This window comes from Tessaracoccus aquimaris, from assembly GCF_001997345.1.
Classification (GTDB): Bacteria; Actinomycetota; Actinomycetes; order Propionibacteriales; family Propionibacteriaceae; genus Arachnia; species Arachnia aquimaris.
In genome coordinates this window covers 2,747,457-2,764,631 of record NZ_CP019606.1, presented here as the reverse complement: position 1 = coordinate 2,764,631, position 17,175 = coordinate 2,747,457, and the positions used below count along the sequence as shown (strand labels likewise).

The 17,175-nt window shown below is 69.1% G+C and carries 15 protein-coding genes; 7 read left to right on the top strand and 8 right to left on the bottom strand.

Going from position 1 to position 17,175, the window contains the following annotated elements; genetic code table 11:
- Positions 1-906 precede the first annotated feature (906 nt).
- From BW730_RS12775 to BW730_RS12765, 3 genes are all read left to right on the top strand, one after another.
- Entirely contained in the window at positions 907-2,220 is a 1,314-nt protein-coding gene (locus BW730_RS12775) for a GAF domain-containing protein (RefSeq protein ID WP_077686584.1), read from the top strand.
- A 101-nt stretch (positions 2,221-2,321) separates the two neighbouring features.
- Complete coding sequence (gene exaC, locus BW730_RS12770) at positions 2,322-3,878, top strand: acetaldehyde dehydrogenase ExaC (protein WP_077686583.1); 1,557 nt, start codon at positions 2,322-2,324, stop codon at positions 3,876-3,878.
- A gap of 87 nt (positions 3,879-3,965) precedes the next feature.
- A complete protein-coding gene (locus BW730_RS12765; RefSeq protein ID WP_077686582.1) occupies positions 3,966-4,355 on the top strand; it encodes a DUF779 domain-containing protein in 390 nt (129 codons plus the stop codon).
- On the opposite strand, the gene BW730_RS12760 is transcribed toward BW730_RS12765, so the two are convergent.
- Positions 4,294-5,808, bottom strand: coding sequence for a hypothetical protein (locus BW730_RS12760; protein WP_145952855.1), 1,515 nt, complete (start codon positions 5,806-5,808; stop codon positions 4,294-4,296). The genes BW730_RS12765 and BW730_RS12760 overlap by 62 nt on opposite strands.
- A 10-nt stretch (positions 5,809-5,818) precedes the next feature.
- Complete coding sequence (locus BW730_RS12755; protein ID WP_145952854.1) at positions 5,819-7,330, bottom strand: hypothetical protein; 1,512 nt, start codon at positions 7,328-7,330, stop codon at positions 5,819-5,821.
- A gap of 88 nt (positions 7,331-7,418) precedes the next feature.
- Between BW730_RS12755 and BW730_RS12750 the strand changes: the two genes are divergently transcribed.
- From BW730_RS12750 to BW730_RS12740, 3 genes are all read left to right on the top strand, one after another.
- Positions 7,419-7,835, top strand: coding sequence for a hypothetical protein (locus BW730_RS12750; RefSeq protein WP_077686579.1), 417 nt, complete (start codon positions 7,419-7,421; stop codon positions 7,833-7,835).
- Between the two features lie 61 nt (positions 7,836-7,896).
- Positions 7,897-8,433, top strand: coding sequence for an RNA polymerase sigma factor (locus tag BW730_RS12745; RefSeq protein WP_077686578.1), 537 nt, complete (start codon positions 7,897-7,899; stop codon positions 8,431-8,433).
- A 433-nt stretch (positions 8,434-8,866) separates the two neighbouring features.
- The gene (locus tag BW730_RS12740) at positions 8,867-9,454 is read left to right on the top strand and encodes a hypothetical protein (protein WP_077686577.1); all 588 of its coding nucleotides are present in this window, start codon (positions 8,867-8,869) and stop codon (positions 9,452-9,454) included.
- A 566-nt stretch (positions 9,455-10,020) separates the two neighbouring features.
- Here the strand turns inward: BW730_RS12740 and BW730_RS12735 are convergent.
- From BW730_RS12735 to BW730_RS12710, 6 genes are all read right to left on the bottom strand, one after another.
- Positions 10,021-10,419, bottom strand: a complete 399-nt coding sequence (locus BW730_RS12735; RefSeq protein WP_077686576.1) for a hypothetical protein — start codon at positions 10,417-10,419, stop codon at positions 10,021-10,023.
- A gap of 234 nt (positions 10,420-10,653) precedes the next feature.
- Positions 10,654-11,511, bottom strand: a complete 858-nt coding sequence (locus BW730_RS12730; RefSeq protein WP_077686575.1) for a sigma-70 family RNA polymerase sigma factor — start codon at positions 11,509-11,511, stop codon at positions 10,654-10,656.
- Positions 11,504-12,124 carry an NAD(P)/FAD-dependent oxidoreductase gene (locus BW730_RS12725; protein WP_077686574.1) on the bottom strand — a complete coding sequence of 207 codons (621 nt, stop codon included), beginning with the start codon at positions 12,122-12,124 and terminating at the stop codon, positions 11,504-11,506. The genes BW730_RS12730 and BW730_RS12725 overlap by 8 nt, the downstream gene beginning before the upstream one ends.
- Positions 12,125-12,174: 50 nt before the next feature.
- Positions 12,175-12,585, bottom strand: coding sequence for an FAD-dependent oxidoreductase (locus BW730_RS12720; protein ID WP_158522658.1), 411 nt, complete (start codon positions 12,583-12,585; stop codon positions 12,175-12,177).
- A 1,020-nt stretch (positions 12,586-13,605) separates the two neighbouring features.
- Positions 13,606-15,021 carry an MFS transporter gene (locus BW730_RS12715; protein WP_145952853.1) on the bottom strand — a complete coding sequence of 472 codons (1,416 nt, stop codon included), beginning with the start codon at positions 15,019-15,021 and terminating at the stop codon, positions 13,606-13,608.
- Between the two features lie 105 nt (positions 15,022-15,126).
- Entirely contained in the window at positions 15,127-15,564 is a 438-nt protein-coding gene (locus BW730_RS12710; protein WP_077686572.1) for an OsmC family protein, read from the bottom strand.
- Positions 15,565-15,668: 104 nt separating this feature from the next.
- On the opposite strand from BW730_RS12710, the gene BW730_RS12705 reads away from it, so the two are divergent.
- Positions 15,669-16,745, top strand: a complete 1,077-nt coding sequence (locus tag BW730_RS12705; RefSeq protein ID WP_077686571.1) for a branched-chain amino acid aminotransferase — start codon at positions 15,669-15,671, stop codon at positions 16,743-16,745.
- Positions 16,746-17,175: the final 430 nt, after the last annotated feature.

Sequence of the window (17,175 nt, the reverse complement as noted above, 5' to 3'; positions counted from 1 at the left end):
TGGCTCGCCCAGCGGTCGTTGGTTGAGCCATGTCGAGTGCGGAGGGTTGCCCGCTGGTTGAGCCATGTCGAGCGCGGAGCGGTCGACATCGGTCGAAACCTGGTGACGTTCACGGGGGACTGCCTTCGGGGTCGAAACCTGGTGAGGTTCGCTGAGTCTTCTCCCAGCCTCCGTCGAGGCGTCGGGGTGGTGCCTGGGTCTGCGTGGATCGTCGAGAGGCTTCGACCGATGAGGTCCGCTGCGCGTCCCTCATGGCTCACCCAGCGGTCCGTTGGTTGAGCCATGTCGAGCGCGGAGCGGTCGACATCGGTCGAAACCTGGTGACGTTTGGCGGGGTCTGTTCCTTTCTTCCGTCGAGGCGTCGGGGTGGTGCCTGGGTCTGCGTGGATCGTCGAGAGGCTTCGACCGATGAGGTCCGCTGCGCGTCCCTCATGGCTCGCCCAGCGGTCGTTGGTTGAGCCATGTCGGGCGCGGAGGGTCGCCCGCTGGTTGAGCCATGTCGAGCGCGGAGCGGTCGACATCGGTCGAAACCTCGTGAGGTGCACGGGGACTGCTGTCGGGCGTCGGGGTGGTGTCTGGGTCTGTGTGGATCGTCGAGAGGCTTCGACCGATGAGGTCCGCTGCGCGGCCCTCATGGCTCACCCAGCGGTCGTTGGTTGAGCCATGTCGATCGCGGAGCGGTCGACATCGGTCGAAACCTGGTGAGGTCCGCGGGGTCTGTTTCCAGCCTCCGTTGAGGCATCGGGGTGGTGTCTGGGTCTGCGTGGATCGTCGAGAGGCTTCGACCGATGAGGTCCGCTGCGCGTCCCTCATGGCTCACCCAGCGGTGGTCGCTGACAAGCCCTTGTAATGCGGCCCCGTCGACTTAGACTGAATCTCTCAGCTCCAACCCGGAACGGAGCCCTCTTGTCGTCGCCCTGGTCAGAGGATCGTGACGCGGCCCAGACGCGTCGCCAGGTCGAGCGCGCCCGGGCATCTCTCCTCACCGACGACCCGGACGCGGGGCCGCTCGACGACATCCGGTCCCTGATCCGCGACTCGTGGCGCCGCTCGATGGCGGGCAGCGTGCGCGCCGAGGGACTTCCCCCCATCGACCTGACCGGCGACGAACTCGACGAGTACCTCAGGGGGCATCCGCTCGCCTCCACGCTCGACCTGATCTGCGGCCTGCTCCTGCCGGGCGGCTCGCGCGACTCGGGCATCGTCGTCGCTGTGGGCGACGCGGCCGGGCGGCTCCTGTGGATCGAGGGAGACAGCGAGATCCGCAACCGCACCGGTGACATGGGATTCATCCCCGGCGCCAACTGGTCCGAGGGCGCCGTCGGCACCTCCGCGCCCGGCACCGCGATCGAACTTGGCCGCTCCGTCCAGATCCACGGCGCCGAACACTTCAACCTGCGCGTCGCGCCCTGGTCCTGCACCGCGGCCCCCGTCCGGGACCCGGAGACCCGGCGCGTCATCGGGGTCATCGACATCACCGGCGGCACCCAGGCGATCACACCGCAGGCTCAACTGCTGGTCGACGCGACCGCCCGCGCCGTCGAGTCCGAACTGCTGATCTCGCGGCTGCGTGCCCGGGAGGCGACGGCGCAGCACCGGCCGCCGCGCAGGCGCCGGGTGAACCAAGCGACCCTCCAGGTGCTCGGCAGGCAGCGCGCCGCGCTCGAACTGCAGGGCGACGACGGCGCCTCCGTCATCGAGTTCGGGCGCCGCCACGCCGAGATCCTGCTCCTGCTGCGCCTGAACCCCGCGGGCCTCTCCGCGGAGCGCCTCGCCGAACTTGTCTACGGCGAGGGCGGCGACCCAGCGACGCTGCGCCCCGAGATCGTCCGGCTCCGCAAGGCGCTGCGCCGCGCGACCTCCGACATCGACCTCGCCTCCCGCCCCTACCGATTGGTCGGCACCATGACCACCGACGCGCACGGCGTGCTCGGCCTGCTCGACAGGGGGGCGCACCGGGTCGCACTCGCGGCCTACCGCGGCGACGTGCTTCCCGAATCGGAGGCGCCAGGGGTCACCGAGTTCCGCGACACCGTCCGGGCGACCCTGCGCGAGGCGCTGATGGCAGAGGCGAGCCCCGAGGTGCTGCTCGCCTTCGCCGACACCCAGGCGGGGGCCGACGACCGAGACCTCCTGATGCTGATCCTCGAACAGTTGCCCGCCAAGTCGCCCAAGCGGGCCGGCGTGCTGGCCCGCGTCGAGAGGCTCGACGCAACCTAGGTGCAACCTTCTGCTCACTAGCGTTGCCACATCGTCGCCGGGGACGCCTTGGTCGGGTCCCACCGGGAGCGCGACGCACAAGTCAAAGGAGACACCCCGATATGACGTTGACCGAGGAAGCAGTAACCGCATCCAGCACCTACGCCGCGCCGGGTCAGCCGGGCGCCAAGGCACAGTACAAGCCTCGTTACGGTCACTACATCGGCGGCGAGTTCGTCGACCCGATCAAGGGCGAGTACTTCGAGAACATCACCCCCATCACCGGTAAGCCGTTCACCGAGGTTGGCCGCGGCACCTCCGAAGACATCGACCGCGCCGTCGACGTCGCCTGGAAGGCCTTCGCCGACTGGAAGAAGACCTCACCCGCCGAGCGGGCGCTGGTGCTCAATCGCATCGCCGACCGGATGGAGGAGAACCTCGAGGCGATCGCCGTCGCCGAGACGTGGGAGAACGGCAAGCCGGTCCGCGAGACCCTCGCGGCAGACATCCCGCTCGCCATCGACCACTTCCGCTACTTCGCGGGCGTGCTGCGCGCCCAGGAGGGCAGCCTCAGCCAACTCGACGAGAACACCGTCGCCTACCACTTCCACGAGCCGCTCGGTGTCGTCGGCCAGATCATCCCCTGGAACTTCCCGCTGCTGATGGCCGTGTGGAAGCTCGCCCCTGCGCTCGCAGCAGGCAACTGTGTGGTGCTCAAGCCCGCCGAGCAGACCCCCGCGTCGATCCTGTTCCTGTTCGACATCATCGGCGACCTGCTCCCCGCGGGCGTCGTCAACATCGTCAACGGCTTCGGCATTGAGGCCGGCGCGCCGCTGGCCCAGAATAAGCGGATCCGCAAGGTGGCATTCACGGGTGAGACGACCACCGGGCGCCTCATCATGCAGTACGCCTCGCAGAACCTGATCCCCGTCACCCTCGAACTGGGCGGCAAGTCGCCCAACGTGTTCTTCGAGGACGTCGCGGCCAAGTCGGGCGACGCGTACTACGACAAGGCGCTCGAGGGGTTCACGCTGTTCGCGCTCAACCAGGGCGAGGTATGCACCTGCCCCTCGCGCGCGCTCATCCAGCGCTCGATCTACGAGCAGTTCCTCGGCGACGGCCTGGAGCGCGTCGGCAAGATCATCCAGGGCAACCCGCTCGATCTCAACACGATGATCGGCGCGCAGGCCTCCAACGACCAGCTCGAGAAGATCCTGTCCTATATCGACATCGGCAAGCAGGCGGGGGCCAAGCTCCTCACCGGCGGCGAACGCGTCGACCTGGGCGGAGACCTGAGCGGCGGCTACTACATCGCCCCGACGGTGTTCGAGGGAACCAACGACATGCGCATCTTCCAGGAGGAGATCTTCGGGCCGGTGCTCGCCGTGACGAGCTTCACCGACTTCGACGATGCCATCTCGATCGCCAACGACACCCTGTACGGGCTCGGGGCGGGCGTGTGGAGCCGCACCGGTGACATCGCCTACCGCGCGGGCCGGGCCATCGAGGCGGGCCGTGTCTGGACCAACACCTACCACCAGTACCCGGCGCACGCCGCCTTCGGTGGCTACAAGCAGTCGGGCATCGGCCGCGAGAACCACCTCAAGATGATGGAGCACTACCAGCAGACCAAGAACCTGCTCGTCTCCTACGCCGAGGGAGCCATGGGCTTCTTCTGACAGACCGGCTCGGCACGTTCCCACGCCGAGCCCCACCTGAGGGCGGGGGCCTCGCCCCTCGCCCTCGCATTTCGTCGAAGGAATCCCATGAGCGAACCAACCCGTGTCGACGTCACCGAGGCGGCCGCGTCCCTGCTGAAGGACCTCACGGCACAGCACGGACCCCTGATGTTCCACCAATCAGGCGGCTGCTGCGACGGCAGTTCGCCGATGTGTTACCCCGTCGGGATGTTCCTGACGGGGCCCTCCGACGTGCTGCTCGACGCGCTGCGGATCGACGGCCTCGAGCCCATCGAGGTCTACATGTCGGAGTCCCAGTACGACTACTGGAAGTACACGCACCTGACGATCGACGTCGTGCCTGGGCGTGGCGCCGGCTTCAGTGTTGAGGCGCCGACGGGCAACAGGTTCCTGATCAGGTCCCGGATGATGAGCGACGACGAGGTCGCCTTCTTCGGCCTGCTACCCAAGCTGTGAGGATCGTCCTCGGAGGGTCGACGATGGGCCAGGCGGCGCGCACCGCCGCCCCGGTCACCTCGCTCTGGCGTCGCGCCCGGGTCAGGACGGCGCCGGAGGCGATCAGCAGCACGACCGCCACCGCGAGCGCCCACCACCAGGAGTGCTCCGAGAACGGCACGTGCCCGTAGGCCGCCTCGACGACCGCGGAGAGCCAGAACCACAGGAAGGCGCAGCCCCACATCCCGATCACGGTGCCGAGGCCGCGTAGCGCCGACGGCTGATGCAGGAGTTGGTGCAGCGCCTCGTCGCTCGGGCGCAGTTCCCCGATGCCGGGGAGCACGGACTGCTCGCGGACCAGTCGCGCAGTGCCGAGGCTGGAGACCAGCGCGAGCATCGGCCCGACCGTCAGCAGGACAACGGCCGCCACCGTCGCGACGGTGACGATCCCGAAGACCACGGCCAGCGCGGCCTCGATGGGGCTGGCGTAGAAGCGGGGCTCGCAGAACCGGCACGGCTGCCGGAGCAGGACGGCGCCCAGCAGCGACACGAACGCCACGCCGACCGCCCAGAGCCCGGCCATCATCAGCCGGTTGGACAGGGCGTCGATCCGCGGCCAGCGCCCGGGCAGCGTCTCGGGTGGGTCCTCGCTCCGCGCGGCCAGTTGTGCCTTGATGACGCGCGCGGTCTGCTTCTCGGCGGCGGTCAGGACGGAGAAGTCGCCGCCGGGCACGTAGAGCTCGGTGCCCTTCGTCTTGGGCAGGAACCGCACAGCAAGCAGGCCGACAAGCGCGATGGCGGCGGAGATGCCCATCATCCAGAGCGAGTAGTGCCGCGTTCCCGGGGTGTCCTTGGTCAGCAGGATGAGCCCGATCAGGAGCATGATCCCGCCGAAGAGGAGGGTCGACCACCCGGCGTGCTCGAGGCGCTGTCGGACCTTCTCCCACTCGCCGCGCTGCGCGGCCAGGGGCATCGCGTCACCCGGGGTCGCGCAGAAGCGGCGGACGTCGGCGTCTGTTGAGACGCCGCGGAGGATCAGCAGCAGACCGTAGACCGGGGCGAGTGCCATCGCGCCGAACATCGGGAAGGGGATCAGCTTGCGGGCGAACCAGTCGAGCTGGCCCCAGCTTGATGGCAGCACGATGAGGCGCTCATCGAGCGCGAATCCCATGGCGAGCGCCGCCACCCCGGTCGCCACCGAGCCCGCGATGAGGGTCAGCACGATGTGTTCTGCGACCGTGAGGACCGCGGTCGTCCTCGAGGCGGGGACGCGGACGAAGCGGGGTCCCTCGCGCAGCATCAGGTCGCGGTCGGCCGACCGCCTTGGCGCTGGCTGGGGGCGCGCCTCGTCGGCGTCGGGCTGCGGGGGCGCGAAGGTGATGACGGGAGACGTGGAGTGCCCCTCCGCTGCGGCCTGTCGTCGAGCCCTTCGCGGCGGCGTGGAAGCGCCTACGTTGGGAGTCCGAGGAGACACGGCCGCGATCCTAGCGGGACGCCGGCGGACCGGAGTCAGGCACGTCGTCCGTGGTCATCGCGTCGCCCGGGGTCGTCGCGCCCGTGCTTGTGGCCGGGTCGTCCGTGGCCGTCGTGGGATCCGGAGGCGGAGGGTCGACGACGGGCCAGGTGGCCCGCACGACGTGGGCGGTCGCCTCGGACTCGCGCAGCGCCACGCGCAGGATGACCGCGGACGCCGTCAGAAGCCCAAGGCACACCAACAGCGCCCACATCCAGCCACCGCCGGCGAACGGAGGGTGTCCCTCGGCGGCCTCGAGCGAGGCCGAGAGCCAGAACCAACCGAACGCGGCGGCCCACATGCCGAGGATGATGCCGAGGCTCTTCAGGGGCGAGGGGAGCCGCAGCAGTTGCTCGGCGGCGCTGTCGGATGGCCGCAGCGCACCAACGCCGGGAAGGTCGGCCTGCCGACGCACGAGTCGCTCGGTGCCGAGCTGCGAGACCACGTCGCCCAGTGGGGCAAGCGTGAGCAGCACAACCGCGGCGATCGTGCAGATCGAGGCGACGAGGAGGCCCGCCCCCAACAGGGACTCGACCTCCTGGCCGAAGTAACGCTCGTCGCACCCCTGACAGGGCTTGCGGAGGAGGGTGGCGCCCATCAGGATCACGAGTGCCAGGGCGGTGGCGACCCCACCGAGCCGCCACGCCAGGCGTGCCGAGGCGTCGAGCCACGGCCAGCGCCCAGGGAGTGTCTTGGGCGGCTCCGAGACGCGCGCGGCGAGCTGTGCCTCGATGGTCCGTTCGGTCGCCTCCTCGGCGCGAGTGATGGTGGACAGGTCACCGCCCGGCACGTTGTCCTCGGGGTTCCCGATCGGGATGGGATGACGCACGAGTCGCACGCCCACGTACAGAAGAACCCCCGAAATCGCGGACGCCACGAGCCCGATGCCGAGCATGTCCTCGTCGCCGAGGGCCGTCAGGGTGACGCCGAGGCAGCAGACGAGCAGCACCCCGCCCGTTACGGCGGTCACGTAACCCGTCGTGGTGAGGATGTCGCGGACGGACTCCCGGCTCTTTCGCTGCTCCTCGATCGGGACGGCGCCGCCGGGGGTCGCGCAGAACCGTCGGACATCTCCGGCGGTCAGCAAGCCTCGCGCGACGCGCGCGAGCATCCACGGGAGCGGCAGGGCCATCCCGGAGAGCAGGGCGAAGGGCAGCAGTTTGCGCGCGAAGGAGTCGAGTTGGGCCCAGGACGCGGGCAGCACGATCGCGTCCTCGTCGAGCGCGAGCATCACGCCCAACCCGGCCAGGCCCGTCAGGAGAGAGCCTCCGATCAGGGCGATCAGCACCTGTTCGACCACGAATGCCAAGGCGGTCGTGCGTGAGGCCGGGACTCGGACGAACCGGGGGCCTGCGCTCAGCGTCGGGGCGTCGCTGCTGCTGGCGGCATCTGCCGCTTGGGTCGGGGAGACGAAGTCGACGATGTCGTCGTCACTGAGGGAGCCCTGCCGCGGCCTGTCGGAGGTCGGGCCGACGGGATTCATGGCGATCACTGTAACCGCGTGCGAGTTCGCGCAATGCGGCTGCGACCCCTGGTCGGTGGAGGGGGTTGCTCCGGTTAGGCTGACCCGCATGGCTGACGAACTCTCCGAGCGGCAGAAGGCCGCCCGCAAGCGGCACGAGCTCAACGAGGGCGCGGCGCGCGCCGAGGCCGCCAGGGCCAAGGTGCTGATCGACCAGTTCATCGAGGACGCCGACGCAGCCGGGCTCGTCCCCAGGGCGCTCAAGGCGCGCACCCTCGACGGCCACCTCGTCAAGACGGACAAGGTCGGCTGGTACCTGCGTACCAACCACTCGGTCGCGATCGACACGGACGGCAACTACTACACGCTCGTGGTGCCTGGCGGCTGGAAGGAGCGGCTCCGTGGAGTCAAGCTCCAGCCGACGCTCGCGCCGCTGGTGATCGGCAGGGGTGGTCGCGACGGGGAGACCGGCGACCTGAAGGAGTTCCTCGCCTGGACCCTCGACGGGACGATCCCCCAGGACTGAGCTGGCCAACGCAGCCCAAACAGACCTGTGACGCGGAGCGCCTGGCCGGGAACTACGGGGCATGAGAGACCAACAGGACCACGAATGGCTTGAGGCGCTGTTCGACCTGCACGCCACCTCCGTGCGGGCCTACGCCGTCCGACGCGTTGGTCCCGACTCGGCCGATGACGTCGTGGCGGAGGCATTCGCCGTCGCTTGGCGTCGACGACGCGACGTCCCCGAGCCTGCGCTTCCGTGGCTGCTGCGCACGGCCCGACACGTGATCCTCCACGAGCGCCGATCACTCGCGCGGCACTTGAACCTGCGCGACGCCGTCGCGCACTCCCTGACCGACACCGCAACCCCAGGGGCAGACCAGTCGAGCCTCGCGCTCGCCGAGAGCGTGCTCGCCCAGTTGCCCGCGCTCGACGCCGAGATCCTCCGGCTCACCGCATGGGAGGGGCTGACCCCCGCCGAGATCGCAGTGGTCCTCGACCTGCGCGACTCGGCCGCCCGTCCCCGATTGATGCGCGCACGGCAGCGCGCGCAGCGGCTCCTCGACGAGCCCGCCGCGCCGCGCCTCGCGCCGGTCGTCCACACCCAAGGAGAACCGTCATGACCCACATCGACACCCTGCTGCGCGCCGCCGACCCGGCGGCGGAGACCCCCGACTACACCGATGCCGAGCGTCGCGCCATCCTGACCGGCGCTACGGCCGAGCAGAAGACCCCCGAGCGCCGAGGATGGCGGATCGGGGCCGTGGCGGCGGCAACGCTGCTCGTCGTCGGGATCGGCGCGAGCAGCCTGGGAGGCTCGGGCGCCACTGCTCGCGCGGACGAGGCGCTATCCAGGGCGGCCATCAACGCGGCCGATCCGGCAACGAGGCCCGGCCAGTACTGGGAGATCACGAGCAAGGGCCACTACCTCGCCGGCATCAGCTTCCAGGAGCCGGGCAACTGGAGTCGGTCTCGGTCGACTGCGCCGCCTCGCAGGCGAGGACCGAATACGTCTCGGTCGACGGGTCGCAGCCCGACTGGTACGTCGACGCGAGCGTGTTCGAGGCCAGCCCGGACGTCCCCGAAGCGTGCCGGCAACTGGCAGAGACCTCGCCCGGGATCCCGCCATGGACCACCGACCTCTCCTCGAACGAGTACCGCTCGGAGTCGTGGCAGGTGCCGAGCCCGGCCTTCCTGGCGTCGCTTCCGAGGGACGTCGGCCAACTCAGGGACCGCCTGTACCGCGACTCCGCGGGGCGAGGTCGCGGCAGCGATGCAGAGGCCTTCATCTACGTCGCCGACGTGCTGCGCTCAGGGATCGTCCCAGCCGACCTTCGGGCCGCGCTGTTCGAGGTGCTCCGTACCGTCGACGGTGTGACGGTCCTCGACGAGCCGTCGATCGAGGGCCGTCAGGTCGTCGTGATCGGGATCAAGGACGCGGTCGAGTCGTCGCAGTTGATCATCGACCCCGACGGCGGCCAGGTCGTCGGCGAGCGGACGAACGACCACAACGGCGAGGTCGCCAGCGAGTTGCTCATCACCCGAGCCCTGGTCGACGAGATCCCCGCAGAGATCCAGCGAACGGCGGAGCGGAAGACCTGCACGGTCCACGTGGACGGCGCAATCGAGTGCAGCGTGAAGTAACGACCGCGCTGAGGTGGACGTGTACCAGGCTCGTTCCCTGAGCTCGTCGAAGGGTCCGGTCGCCGTTCCCTGAGCTTGTCGAAGGGTCGGGTTGGTGCACGGTGTTGTGGCGTTAGGGAAGCTGGCCTGAGCGGCTGAGGTTGTGGTGTCGGACGTCTCGACAGGCTCGACGAGCGGTGCGGCGCCTCGGCGTCGTTCCCTGGGCTTGTCGAAGGGTCCGAGCACCGTTCCCTGAGCTTGTCGAAGGGTCCGGTTGGTGCACGGTGATGTGGCGTTAGGGGGAGCTGACCTGAGCGGCTGAGGTAGTGGTGTCGGACGTCTCGACAAGCTCGACGAGCGGTGCGGCGCCTCGGCGTCGTTCCCTGAGCTTGTCGAAGGGTCCGAACACCGTTCCCTGAGCTTGTCGAAGGGTCCGGTTGGTGCACGGTGGTGTGGTGTTAGGGGAGTCCGGTCCGACTCGAGGCGGCGGGTGGAGTTCAGCGGCCAGGAGTGGCTGGGGTTGTGGTGTCGGACGTCTCGACAGGCTCGACGAGCGGTGCGACGTCTCGGCCTGCCGGGAGTGGCCCCTAGCCGGCGAGCCCGAGCACGCTGAGGAGGATGGAGGCCGGATCCGATACGTCCACCCGGACGGAGCCATCCTGGGTGAAGTTGTGGGGCTCGATCTCGGCAGCTGCCTCCCTGGCCGGGTCGCAGCCGAAGCTGAGCCGGGTCAACCGTTCTCCGCCCTGCCAGAGGGTGACCGAGACGAGCTGTCCGGAGTCCTCGGCGAAGCAACTCGCAACGACCTTGAGGCGCGGCGTTGACGCCGCGAACTCGTAGCTCGGCAGGACGGGTTCGTCCCACCGCACGTAGTGGGTCTCCGCGCCCAACTGCTCGACGCGCGAGGACAGGAACGCCTCGGCACGCGACCGCGCCGCCTCCTCCGGAAACGTCGCGGCCCCGGTCGACTGGGGCGTGGGCGCCACAGCGGGTGTCGATGCGGGAGGCGAGTCGGTTTCCTGCGGCGGATCGTTGACACCCGGAGTGCACCCGCAGAGCGCTATGACCCCTGCGGCCGCGAGACCCACGATCGCTCTCATCTGCCCTCCGCCCGAGATGCCGATGTGCCGCAGCCTCGATGCCGCGACCGGTACTGCTACGCAGCGTAGTAGCACTACGGTGTCTTCGCGGGAACCGGCGAGCCGCGGGTGCCGTGGGGGTCACTCCAGGTGGGACAGCTTGTCTGGGTTGCGCACCAGGTAGAGGTCGGCGGCGCGGCCGTCGTCGCCGACCAGGACCCACAGCACCGAGTCGACCGAGCCGTCGCCGCGTCGGAAGAGCAAGGCCGGGCGAGCGTTGGCCGCGACGATCTCGACGCTGCCCGCGGGATCGAGCAGCGAGGCGACCCCGACGAGGAACCGGGCGACCTTCTCCGCGGAGACGACCGGCCTGATTGCGGCGTTGATCTTGCCGCCTCCGTCGCTGACCAGCGTGGCGTCCTCGGCAAGCAGCGCGACGAGTCCGTCGACGTCGCCCGCCTTCGCCGCCGCGAGGAAGGTGCCCACCAGCGTGCCGAGCGCCGCCTCGTCCACCTCCTTGTAGGGGCGACGCGACTGCACGTGGGCCCTGGCCCGATGGTTGAGTTGCCGCACCGCCGCGGGGGTGCGCTCGAGCATGGTCGCGATCTCGGGATGCGTGAACCCGAACACGTCGTGCAGCACGAACACCGCCCGCTCCAGCGGGCTGAGGGAGCCGAGCACCACCATCAGCGCGATCTCCACCTCGTGGGCGGTGAGCAGGTCGGCATCGGCCCCGTCGATGAGTGGTTCCGGGAGGAACTCGCCGACGTAGCCGATGCGGTCGCGGGCGGCCACCGCGTCGAGCGCCTGGTGGGTCGCCATCCTCGCGAGGTAGGCGCGCGGGTTGCGCACCGGAGACTCGACGGCGCACCAGCGCACGTAGACCTGCTGCGCCACATCCTCGGCGTCGGTCCAGGTGCCGGTGATGTCGTAGGCGAGACGCACGACGAGGCCGCGATGGGCCAGGTAGTCGGCGAGGCGATCGTCGTCGTCAGCCACGGGCCGCCTCCGTCTCGAGCATCGTCGCGGCCCGGGGCCCGCGCGGGGCCGCGAACAGCCGGCTCAGCCACGTCATGCAGCCCCACGCGTAGCGGCAGATCAGTTCCTTCGTCACGGCCCCCATGCTGCCGGTGATCGCGGTCGTGGGGGAGTCGTCACCGCGAACGAGTTGGACCAATCCGTCCTTGCGACCAAGCGAGATGCACCGCGCCGCGAAGCCGACATCCAACGAAGGAGGGGTCCTGCCCGCGTCGACGGTGCGGATCGCGGCGACCAGGTGCGGCACCATCGCCTGCGCCGCCGCGCACGACATCCGCAGATGCGGCGCACCGTCCAGCACGGCGGCGTCCCCGACGCCCCACACCCGCGAGGTGCCCGGCACCCGCAGCGTCCTGTCGACGCGGAGCCTGCCCGACTCATCGACGGGCAACCCGCTCGCGGCGGCGAGCGGGGCGACGGTGAGGCCCGAGCAGTCGATCGTCAGGTCCGACGCGGCCGGGAGCCTGCCGCCCTCGAAGGTCGCGACTCCCAGCCTGTCGAGCGATCCACGGAGGTGCCGCTCGGCCGCGGGGCTGAGGTCTCCTCCGATCCTCGACCGATCGACGAGCGACACGCTCAGGCCGGGGTGCGCCTCGGCGATCTCGGTCGCCGTCTCGATGCCCGTCAGGCCGCCCCGAGGATCGTGACGTTGCCGCCAGTCGGAAGTTCGCAGAGCGCGCGGCGGGCCTCCTCAGCCCAAGGCAGGGTCCCGACCCCGGCACCGCTCCCGCTCGCCACGACCACGTGGTCGGCGTCGAGTCGCGACCCGTCGGCGAGCGTGACGACGCCGTCGCCGATCCGTTCGACGCGGGCGACGACGACCTGGACTCCCCGGCGCACCATGTCGGTGAGCGGGGTGCGCACCTCGCGGCCGGTCGCCAGGTGCTGGTGAAGCCGGATCCGGTCGACGAAGTCCGGCCGCTCGTTGACGAGGATGACGCGATGAGTGCGCGCGGCCCGGTTGGCCGCGGCGATGCCCGCGTAGCCGGCGCCGACGATGACGATGGTGCTGGGACCCTTCGATGCCTTGTTCATGACCATGTGACGTTCGGGCGACGCGAAGTGTGACATCGGACCGGCGACTCGCCGGTCTCGCCGGCTCCGCGACCGTTCCCTGAGCGTGTCGAAGGGTCCGGTTGGTGCGCCGTGGTGTGGTGTGGGGGGAGTCGATCCGAAGGTTGTCGCTGTGGTGTCGGACGTCTCGACAAGCTCGACGAACGGCGCCGTTGGCACATTTCGTCTGGCTCGGCGACCGTTCCCTGAGCTTGTCGAAGGGTCCGGTTGGTGTGCCGGGGTCTGGCTTGGGGAGTCGACCCGAGGGTTGTCGCCGTGGTGTCGGACGTCTCGACAGGCTCGACAAACGGTGTCCGGGTCGCGCTGTTGGTACGTTTCGTCTGGCTCGGGGTCGTTCCCTGAGCTTGTCGAAGGGTCCGGTTGGTGCGCGGTGGTGTGGCTTGGGGAGTCGACGCGAGGGTTGTCGCAGTGGTGTCGGACGTCTCGACAGGCTCGACGAACGGCGCCGTTGGCACATTTCGTCTGGCTCGGCGACCGTTCCCTGAGCTTGTCGACGGGTCCGGTTGGTGTGCCGGGGTCTGGCTTGGGGAGTCGACCCGAGGGTTGTCGCCGTGGTGTCGGACGTCCTGGCAGGCTCGACGAACGGTCCGGTTAGCGAGGCGAGGGAGCCGCTCGGTATGGCCGTGGTGCCGGACGTCTCGACAGGCTCGACGAACGGTGCCCGGTCGTTCCCTGAGCTTGTCGAAGGGTCGGGTTGGTGTGCCGGGGTCTGGTTTGGGGAGTCGATCCGAGTGGGTGTCGCTGTGGTGTCGGACGTCTCGACAGGCTCGACGAGCGGTGCCCGGTCGCGCCGTTGGCACGTTTCGTCTGGCTCGGGGTCGTTCCCTGAGCTTGTCGAAGGGTCCGGTTGGTGTGCCGGGGTCTGGTTTGGGGAGTCGACGCGAGGGTTGTCGCTGTGGTGTCGGACGTCTCGACAGGCTCGACGAACGGTGGCCGGGCCGTGGTGTCGGACGTCTCGACAAGCTCGACGAACGGTGCCCGTCAGTGTTCCGTGTAGCCCTTGCCGAGCACGTCGGGACCGGGCAGGTCGGGAGACGGACCCGCAGGGTCGTCGGCATCCGCCGTAACGTCTGCGTTCACGTCGCCTGCCGCGTAGGCCGCAGACAGCCGCCGGTAGGTGCGGGTGAAGAACACCATCGACGTCAGGATGAAGCCGATGATGCTGACCAGCAGGAAGACGAGCGCGATGCCTCGACCTGGCCCCTCGCCCAGCAGCCACGACCACTGCTGGCGCCCCTCGGGCGACTTTGCATAGGGGATCAGCCAGAACTCGGCGATCGGGCCGATCAGGAACGCCGACAGTGGCGCCGCGGCGACCTCGATCGCTTGCGCGAAGCCGAAGACCCGGCCCTGCTTCGACAGCGGCACGACCCGCTGCAGCAGCGTCTGCTCCGCGGCCTCGATGACGGGAATGATCGCCATGTAGACCACGATCCCCGCCACCAGCAGGGGCACCGAGGCGCGGATCGTGAACAGTCCGGAGATGATCCACATCAAGAGGCACGCGAGCAGCAGCGCCTTGAGCGGCCTCGATCCGAGGCCGAACTTCGCGATCAGCGCGCCGCCGATGATGAAGCCGACGCTGGAGACCCCGAACAGGATGCCCCACAGTTCGACGCTCATCAGTTCGAGGCCGTAAGCGTCGAGCAGCGACATGAAGACGCCACCGAGGAAGTTGTTGAAGGTCGAGAAGATGATCAGGCCGATCAGCCCGGGCACCGCGATCACCGCACCCCAAGCCGCCTTGAAGTCGACGGCCTTCGGCGTGCCGTCGGCGTGCACGATCGTCGGCTCAGGGATCCGGATCAGCGCGAGATGCACCAGCGACGCGGCCATCGCGACGATGGAGATGAGGATCACCGGCCCGAGGCCGAGTTGGCCGATGGCAAGGCCGGACAGCACCCCGGTGACCAGCATCGTGACCCCGTTGACCGTTCCCACCATTCCGTTGGCGTTGACGCGCCGGTCCGACTCGATCAGCATCGTGACGCACGTCGAGAGGGCAAGGCCGCGGATCATGGCGAGCATCGCGCCGATCAGGGCGAAGCTACTGAAGAGCCAGAACCAGGGGCGGGCCAGATCGATGAGTTGGTCCGCTGGAACCAGCAGGTAGATCGCCCCTGCCAGCAGGAAGAACACGGTGGTTCCGATGGCTGAGGCCATCATCACGACGTGCTTGCGGAACCTGTCGATCAGCGAACCGAAGGGGACGCCGAGCACCGCCATGCCCAGCATGTAGGCGCCGCCGAGGAACGCCGTCGTGATCACGGAGCGGGTCTCAAGGTAAGCCCAGAATGTGATCGCGTACCAGAGGAACGCGGTGCCGAGCATGGCCACCGCTGAGTTGCCAAGCACGTGGTAGAAGGCGCGCGTCCTGGCGCGTTGATCGGAAGTCACGGTGAAAGTTAACACGGACACTCGGACATTCTGATCGGGCAGAACCCCGATCTTCACCCCAGCCTTCGGCCTAGCCGGACGACGTACACCCGGCGGGGTGTGCAGCTAGGCGTCGTCGACGGAGCGCATGGTCACCGGCGTACCGAGCTCGATGGTGCGCGACACGGTGCACATCCGGTCGTGTGCGGAATCGATGGCCCGCTGGATCAGGTTCCGCGCGCGGTCGCCGTCCTCACCGTCCGGGAAGCGGAGCAGGAAGTCCACCTCGATGTCGTCGAGCCGGTTGCCGGTCGCGTCCTTCACTCGGGTGGCGTGCACGTCGACATCGAACGACTCGGGCTGCGCTCTGCGCGTGGTGATGAGGTCGACGTCGACGGCGGAGCAGGCGCCGATCGCGACCATCATCAGTTCGACCGGGGTGAAGTCGTCGGTCTCACCGCTGCCGACGCTGATCGTCGTGCCGCGTGAGTTGGTCGCCGCGTAGCTCAACGGCGCGGTGCGGGCGATGCTGACGGTGGTGGGGCGACGGGTCTCTTCGGTCATGGCGGCGAGTCTAGGTTGTACACCCCTGCGGGCCACCGGGAACCGACCGCCTCGTTGGTGATACGGGCGATGTTGGCGAAAACGCGGGGGATAGCATCGCCCACATGGCCGAATTCTCGATCACCAACACGACCGCCCCCACCACCGACGCCGCGCGCCATGCCGCGCTGGCCGACCCGGGGTTCGGTCGCTACTACGTGGACCACCAGGTGGTGATCGACCACATCGACGGCGACGGCTGGCAGGACCCCCGGGTCATCCCGATGTCCGAGTGGGCGCTGCATCCGGCCGCAGCGGTGCTTCACTACGGCCAGGAGATCTTCGAAGGGCTCAAGGCCTACCGTCGCGACGACGACTCGATCTGGCTGTTCCGGCCCGACCGCAACGCGGCCCGCTTCGTGCACTCGGCCGAGCGGATGGCCATGGCCACCCTCCCGGAGGACCTGTTCATCGACTCGGTCCGCCAACTCGTGGAACTGGAGCAGGCCTGGGTGCCCGTCAGCGAGAACGAGCAGAGCCTCTACATCCGGCCGTTCATGATCGCCTCGGAGCCCTACCTCGGCGTCCGCGAGGCGAACAACTACCGTTTCGCCGTCATCGCTACGCCGGCCGGGCCGTACTACTCCGAGCCCGTCAAGCTGTGGATCACGCCCAACTACACGCGCGCCGCCCCAGGCGGCACCGGCACGGCCAAGTGCGGCGGCAACTACGCCTCCAGCCTGGTCGCCACCAAGGAGGCGGCCGCCAACGGCTGCGGCCAGGTGCTGTGGACCGACGGCGCCGAGCACAAGTGGGTGGAGGAGTGCGGCACGATGAACATCATGTTCGTCACCGCCGACGGCGAACTCGTCACCCCGGCCCTCGGGTCGATCCTGGCGGGCGTGACGCGCGACTCGATCCTCAAGCTCGCCCCGATGCACGACCTCACCCCGGTCGAGCGCCCCATCACGATCGACGAGGTTCTCGACGGCGTCGCATCTGGCCAGATCCCCGAGGTCTTCGCCTGCGGCACCGCTGCGGTCGTCACCCCGATCACCGGCTTCAACTCGCCCGATAGGGGCGTCCAGAAGGTCGGCGACGGGCAGCCAGGCGTCAAGACCCGCGCGATCCGGCAGCACCTGGTCGACATCCAGTACGGCCGCGCCGAGGACCCCTTCGGCTGGACCCAGCGCGTCTGCTGACGCCCGCCCAGCCCGGCGCCCGGTGGACGTCCTTGGCTGTGCTTGCCGTCTCGTTCCCTGAGCGTGTCGCCGCCGTTCCCTGAGGTCGTCGCCCGGTTCCCTGAGCTCGTCGCCCCGTTCCCTGAGCTCGTCGAAGGGTCCGTAACCACCGCTCGGCTTTCGGATGTCTCGACAAGCTCGACGAGCGTTCCCTGAGCTCGTCGAAGGGTCCGAAACCGCCGCTCGGCTTTCGGACGTCTCGACAAGCTCGACGAGCGGTCCGTAACCGCCGCTGGGCTCTCGGACGTCTCGACAAGCTCGACGAGCGGTCCGAGACCGCCGCCGCTGGGCTTTCGGACGTCTCGACAAGCTCGACGAGCGGGTGGAGGTCGTCCCCTGAGCTTGTCGAAGGGTCCGTAGCCACCGCTCGGCTTTCGGACGTCTCGACAAG

Bases quoted from the DNA above. Each gene is read 5' to 3' on its own strand.
- exaC (WP_077686583.1), top strand. From the start codon at position 2,322: ATGACGTTGACCGAGGAAGCAGTAACCGCATCCAGCACCTACGCCGCG.
- BW730_RS12765 (WP_077686582.1), top strand. From the start codon at position 3,966: ATGAGCGAACCAACCCGTGTCGACGTCACCGAGGCGGCCGCGTCCCTG.
- BW730_RS12755 (WP_145952854.1), bottom strand. From the start codon at position 7,330: ATGAATCCCGTCGGCCCGACCTCCGACAGGCCGCGGCAGGGCTCCCTC.
- BW730_RS12750 (WP_077686579.1), top strand. From the start codon at position 7,419: ATGGCTGACGAACTCTCCGAGCGGCAGAAGGCCGCCCGCAAGCGGCAC.
- BW730_RS12745 (WP_077686578.1), top strand. From the start codon at position 7,897: ATGAGAGACCAACAGGACCACGAATGGCTTGAGGCGCTGTTCGACCTG.
- BW730_RS12720 (WP_158522658.1), bottom strand. From the start codon at position 12,585: ATGAACAAGGCATCGAAGGGTCCCAGCACCATCGTCATCGTCGGCGCC.
- BW730_RS12710 (WP_077686572.1), bottom strand. From the start codon at position 15,564: ATGACCGAAGAGACCCGTCGCCCCACCACCGTCAGCATCGCCCGCACC.
- BW730_RS12705 (WP_077686571.1), top strand. From the start codon at position 15,669: ATGGCCGAATTCTCGATCACCAACACGACCGCCCCCACCACCGACGCC.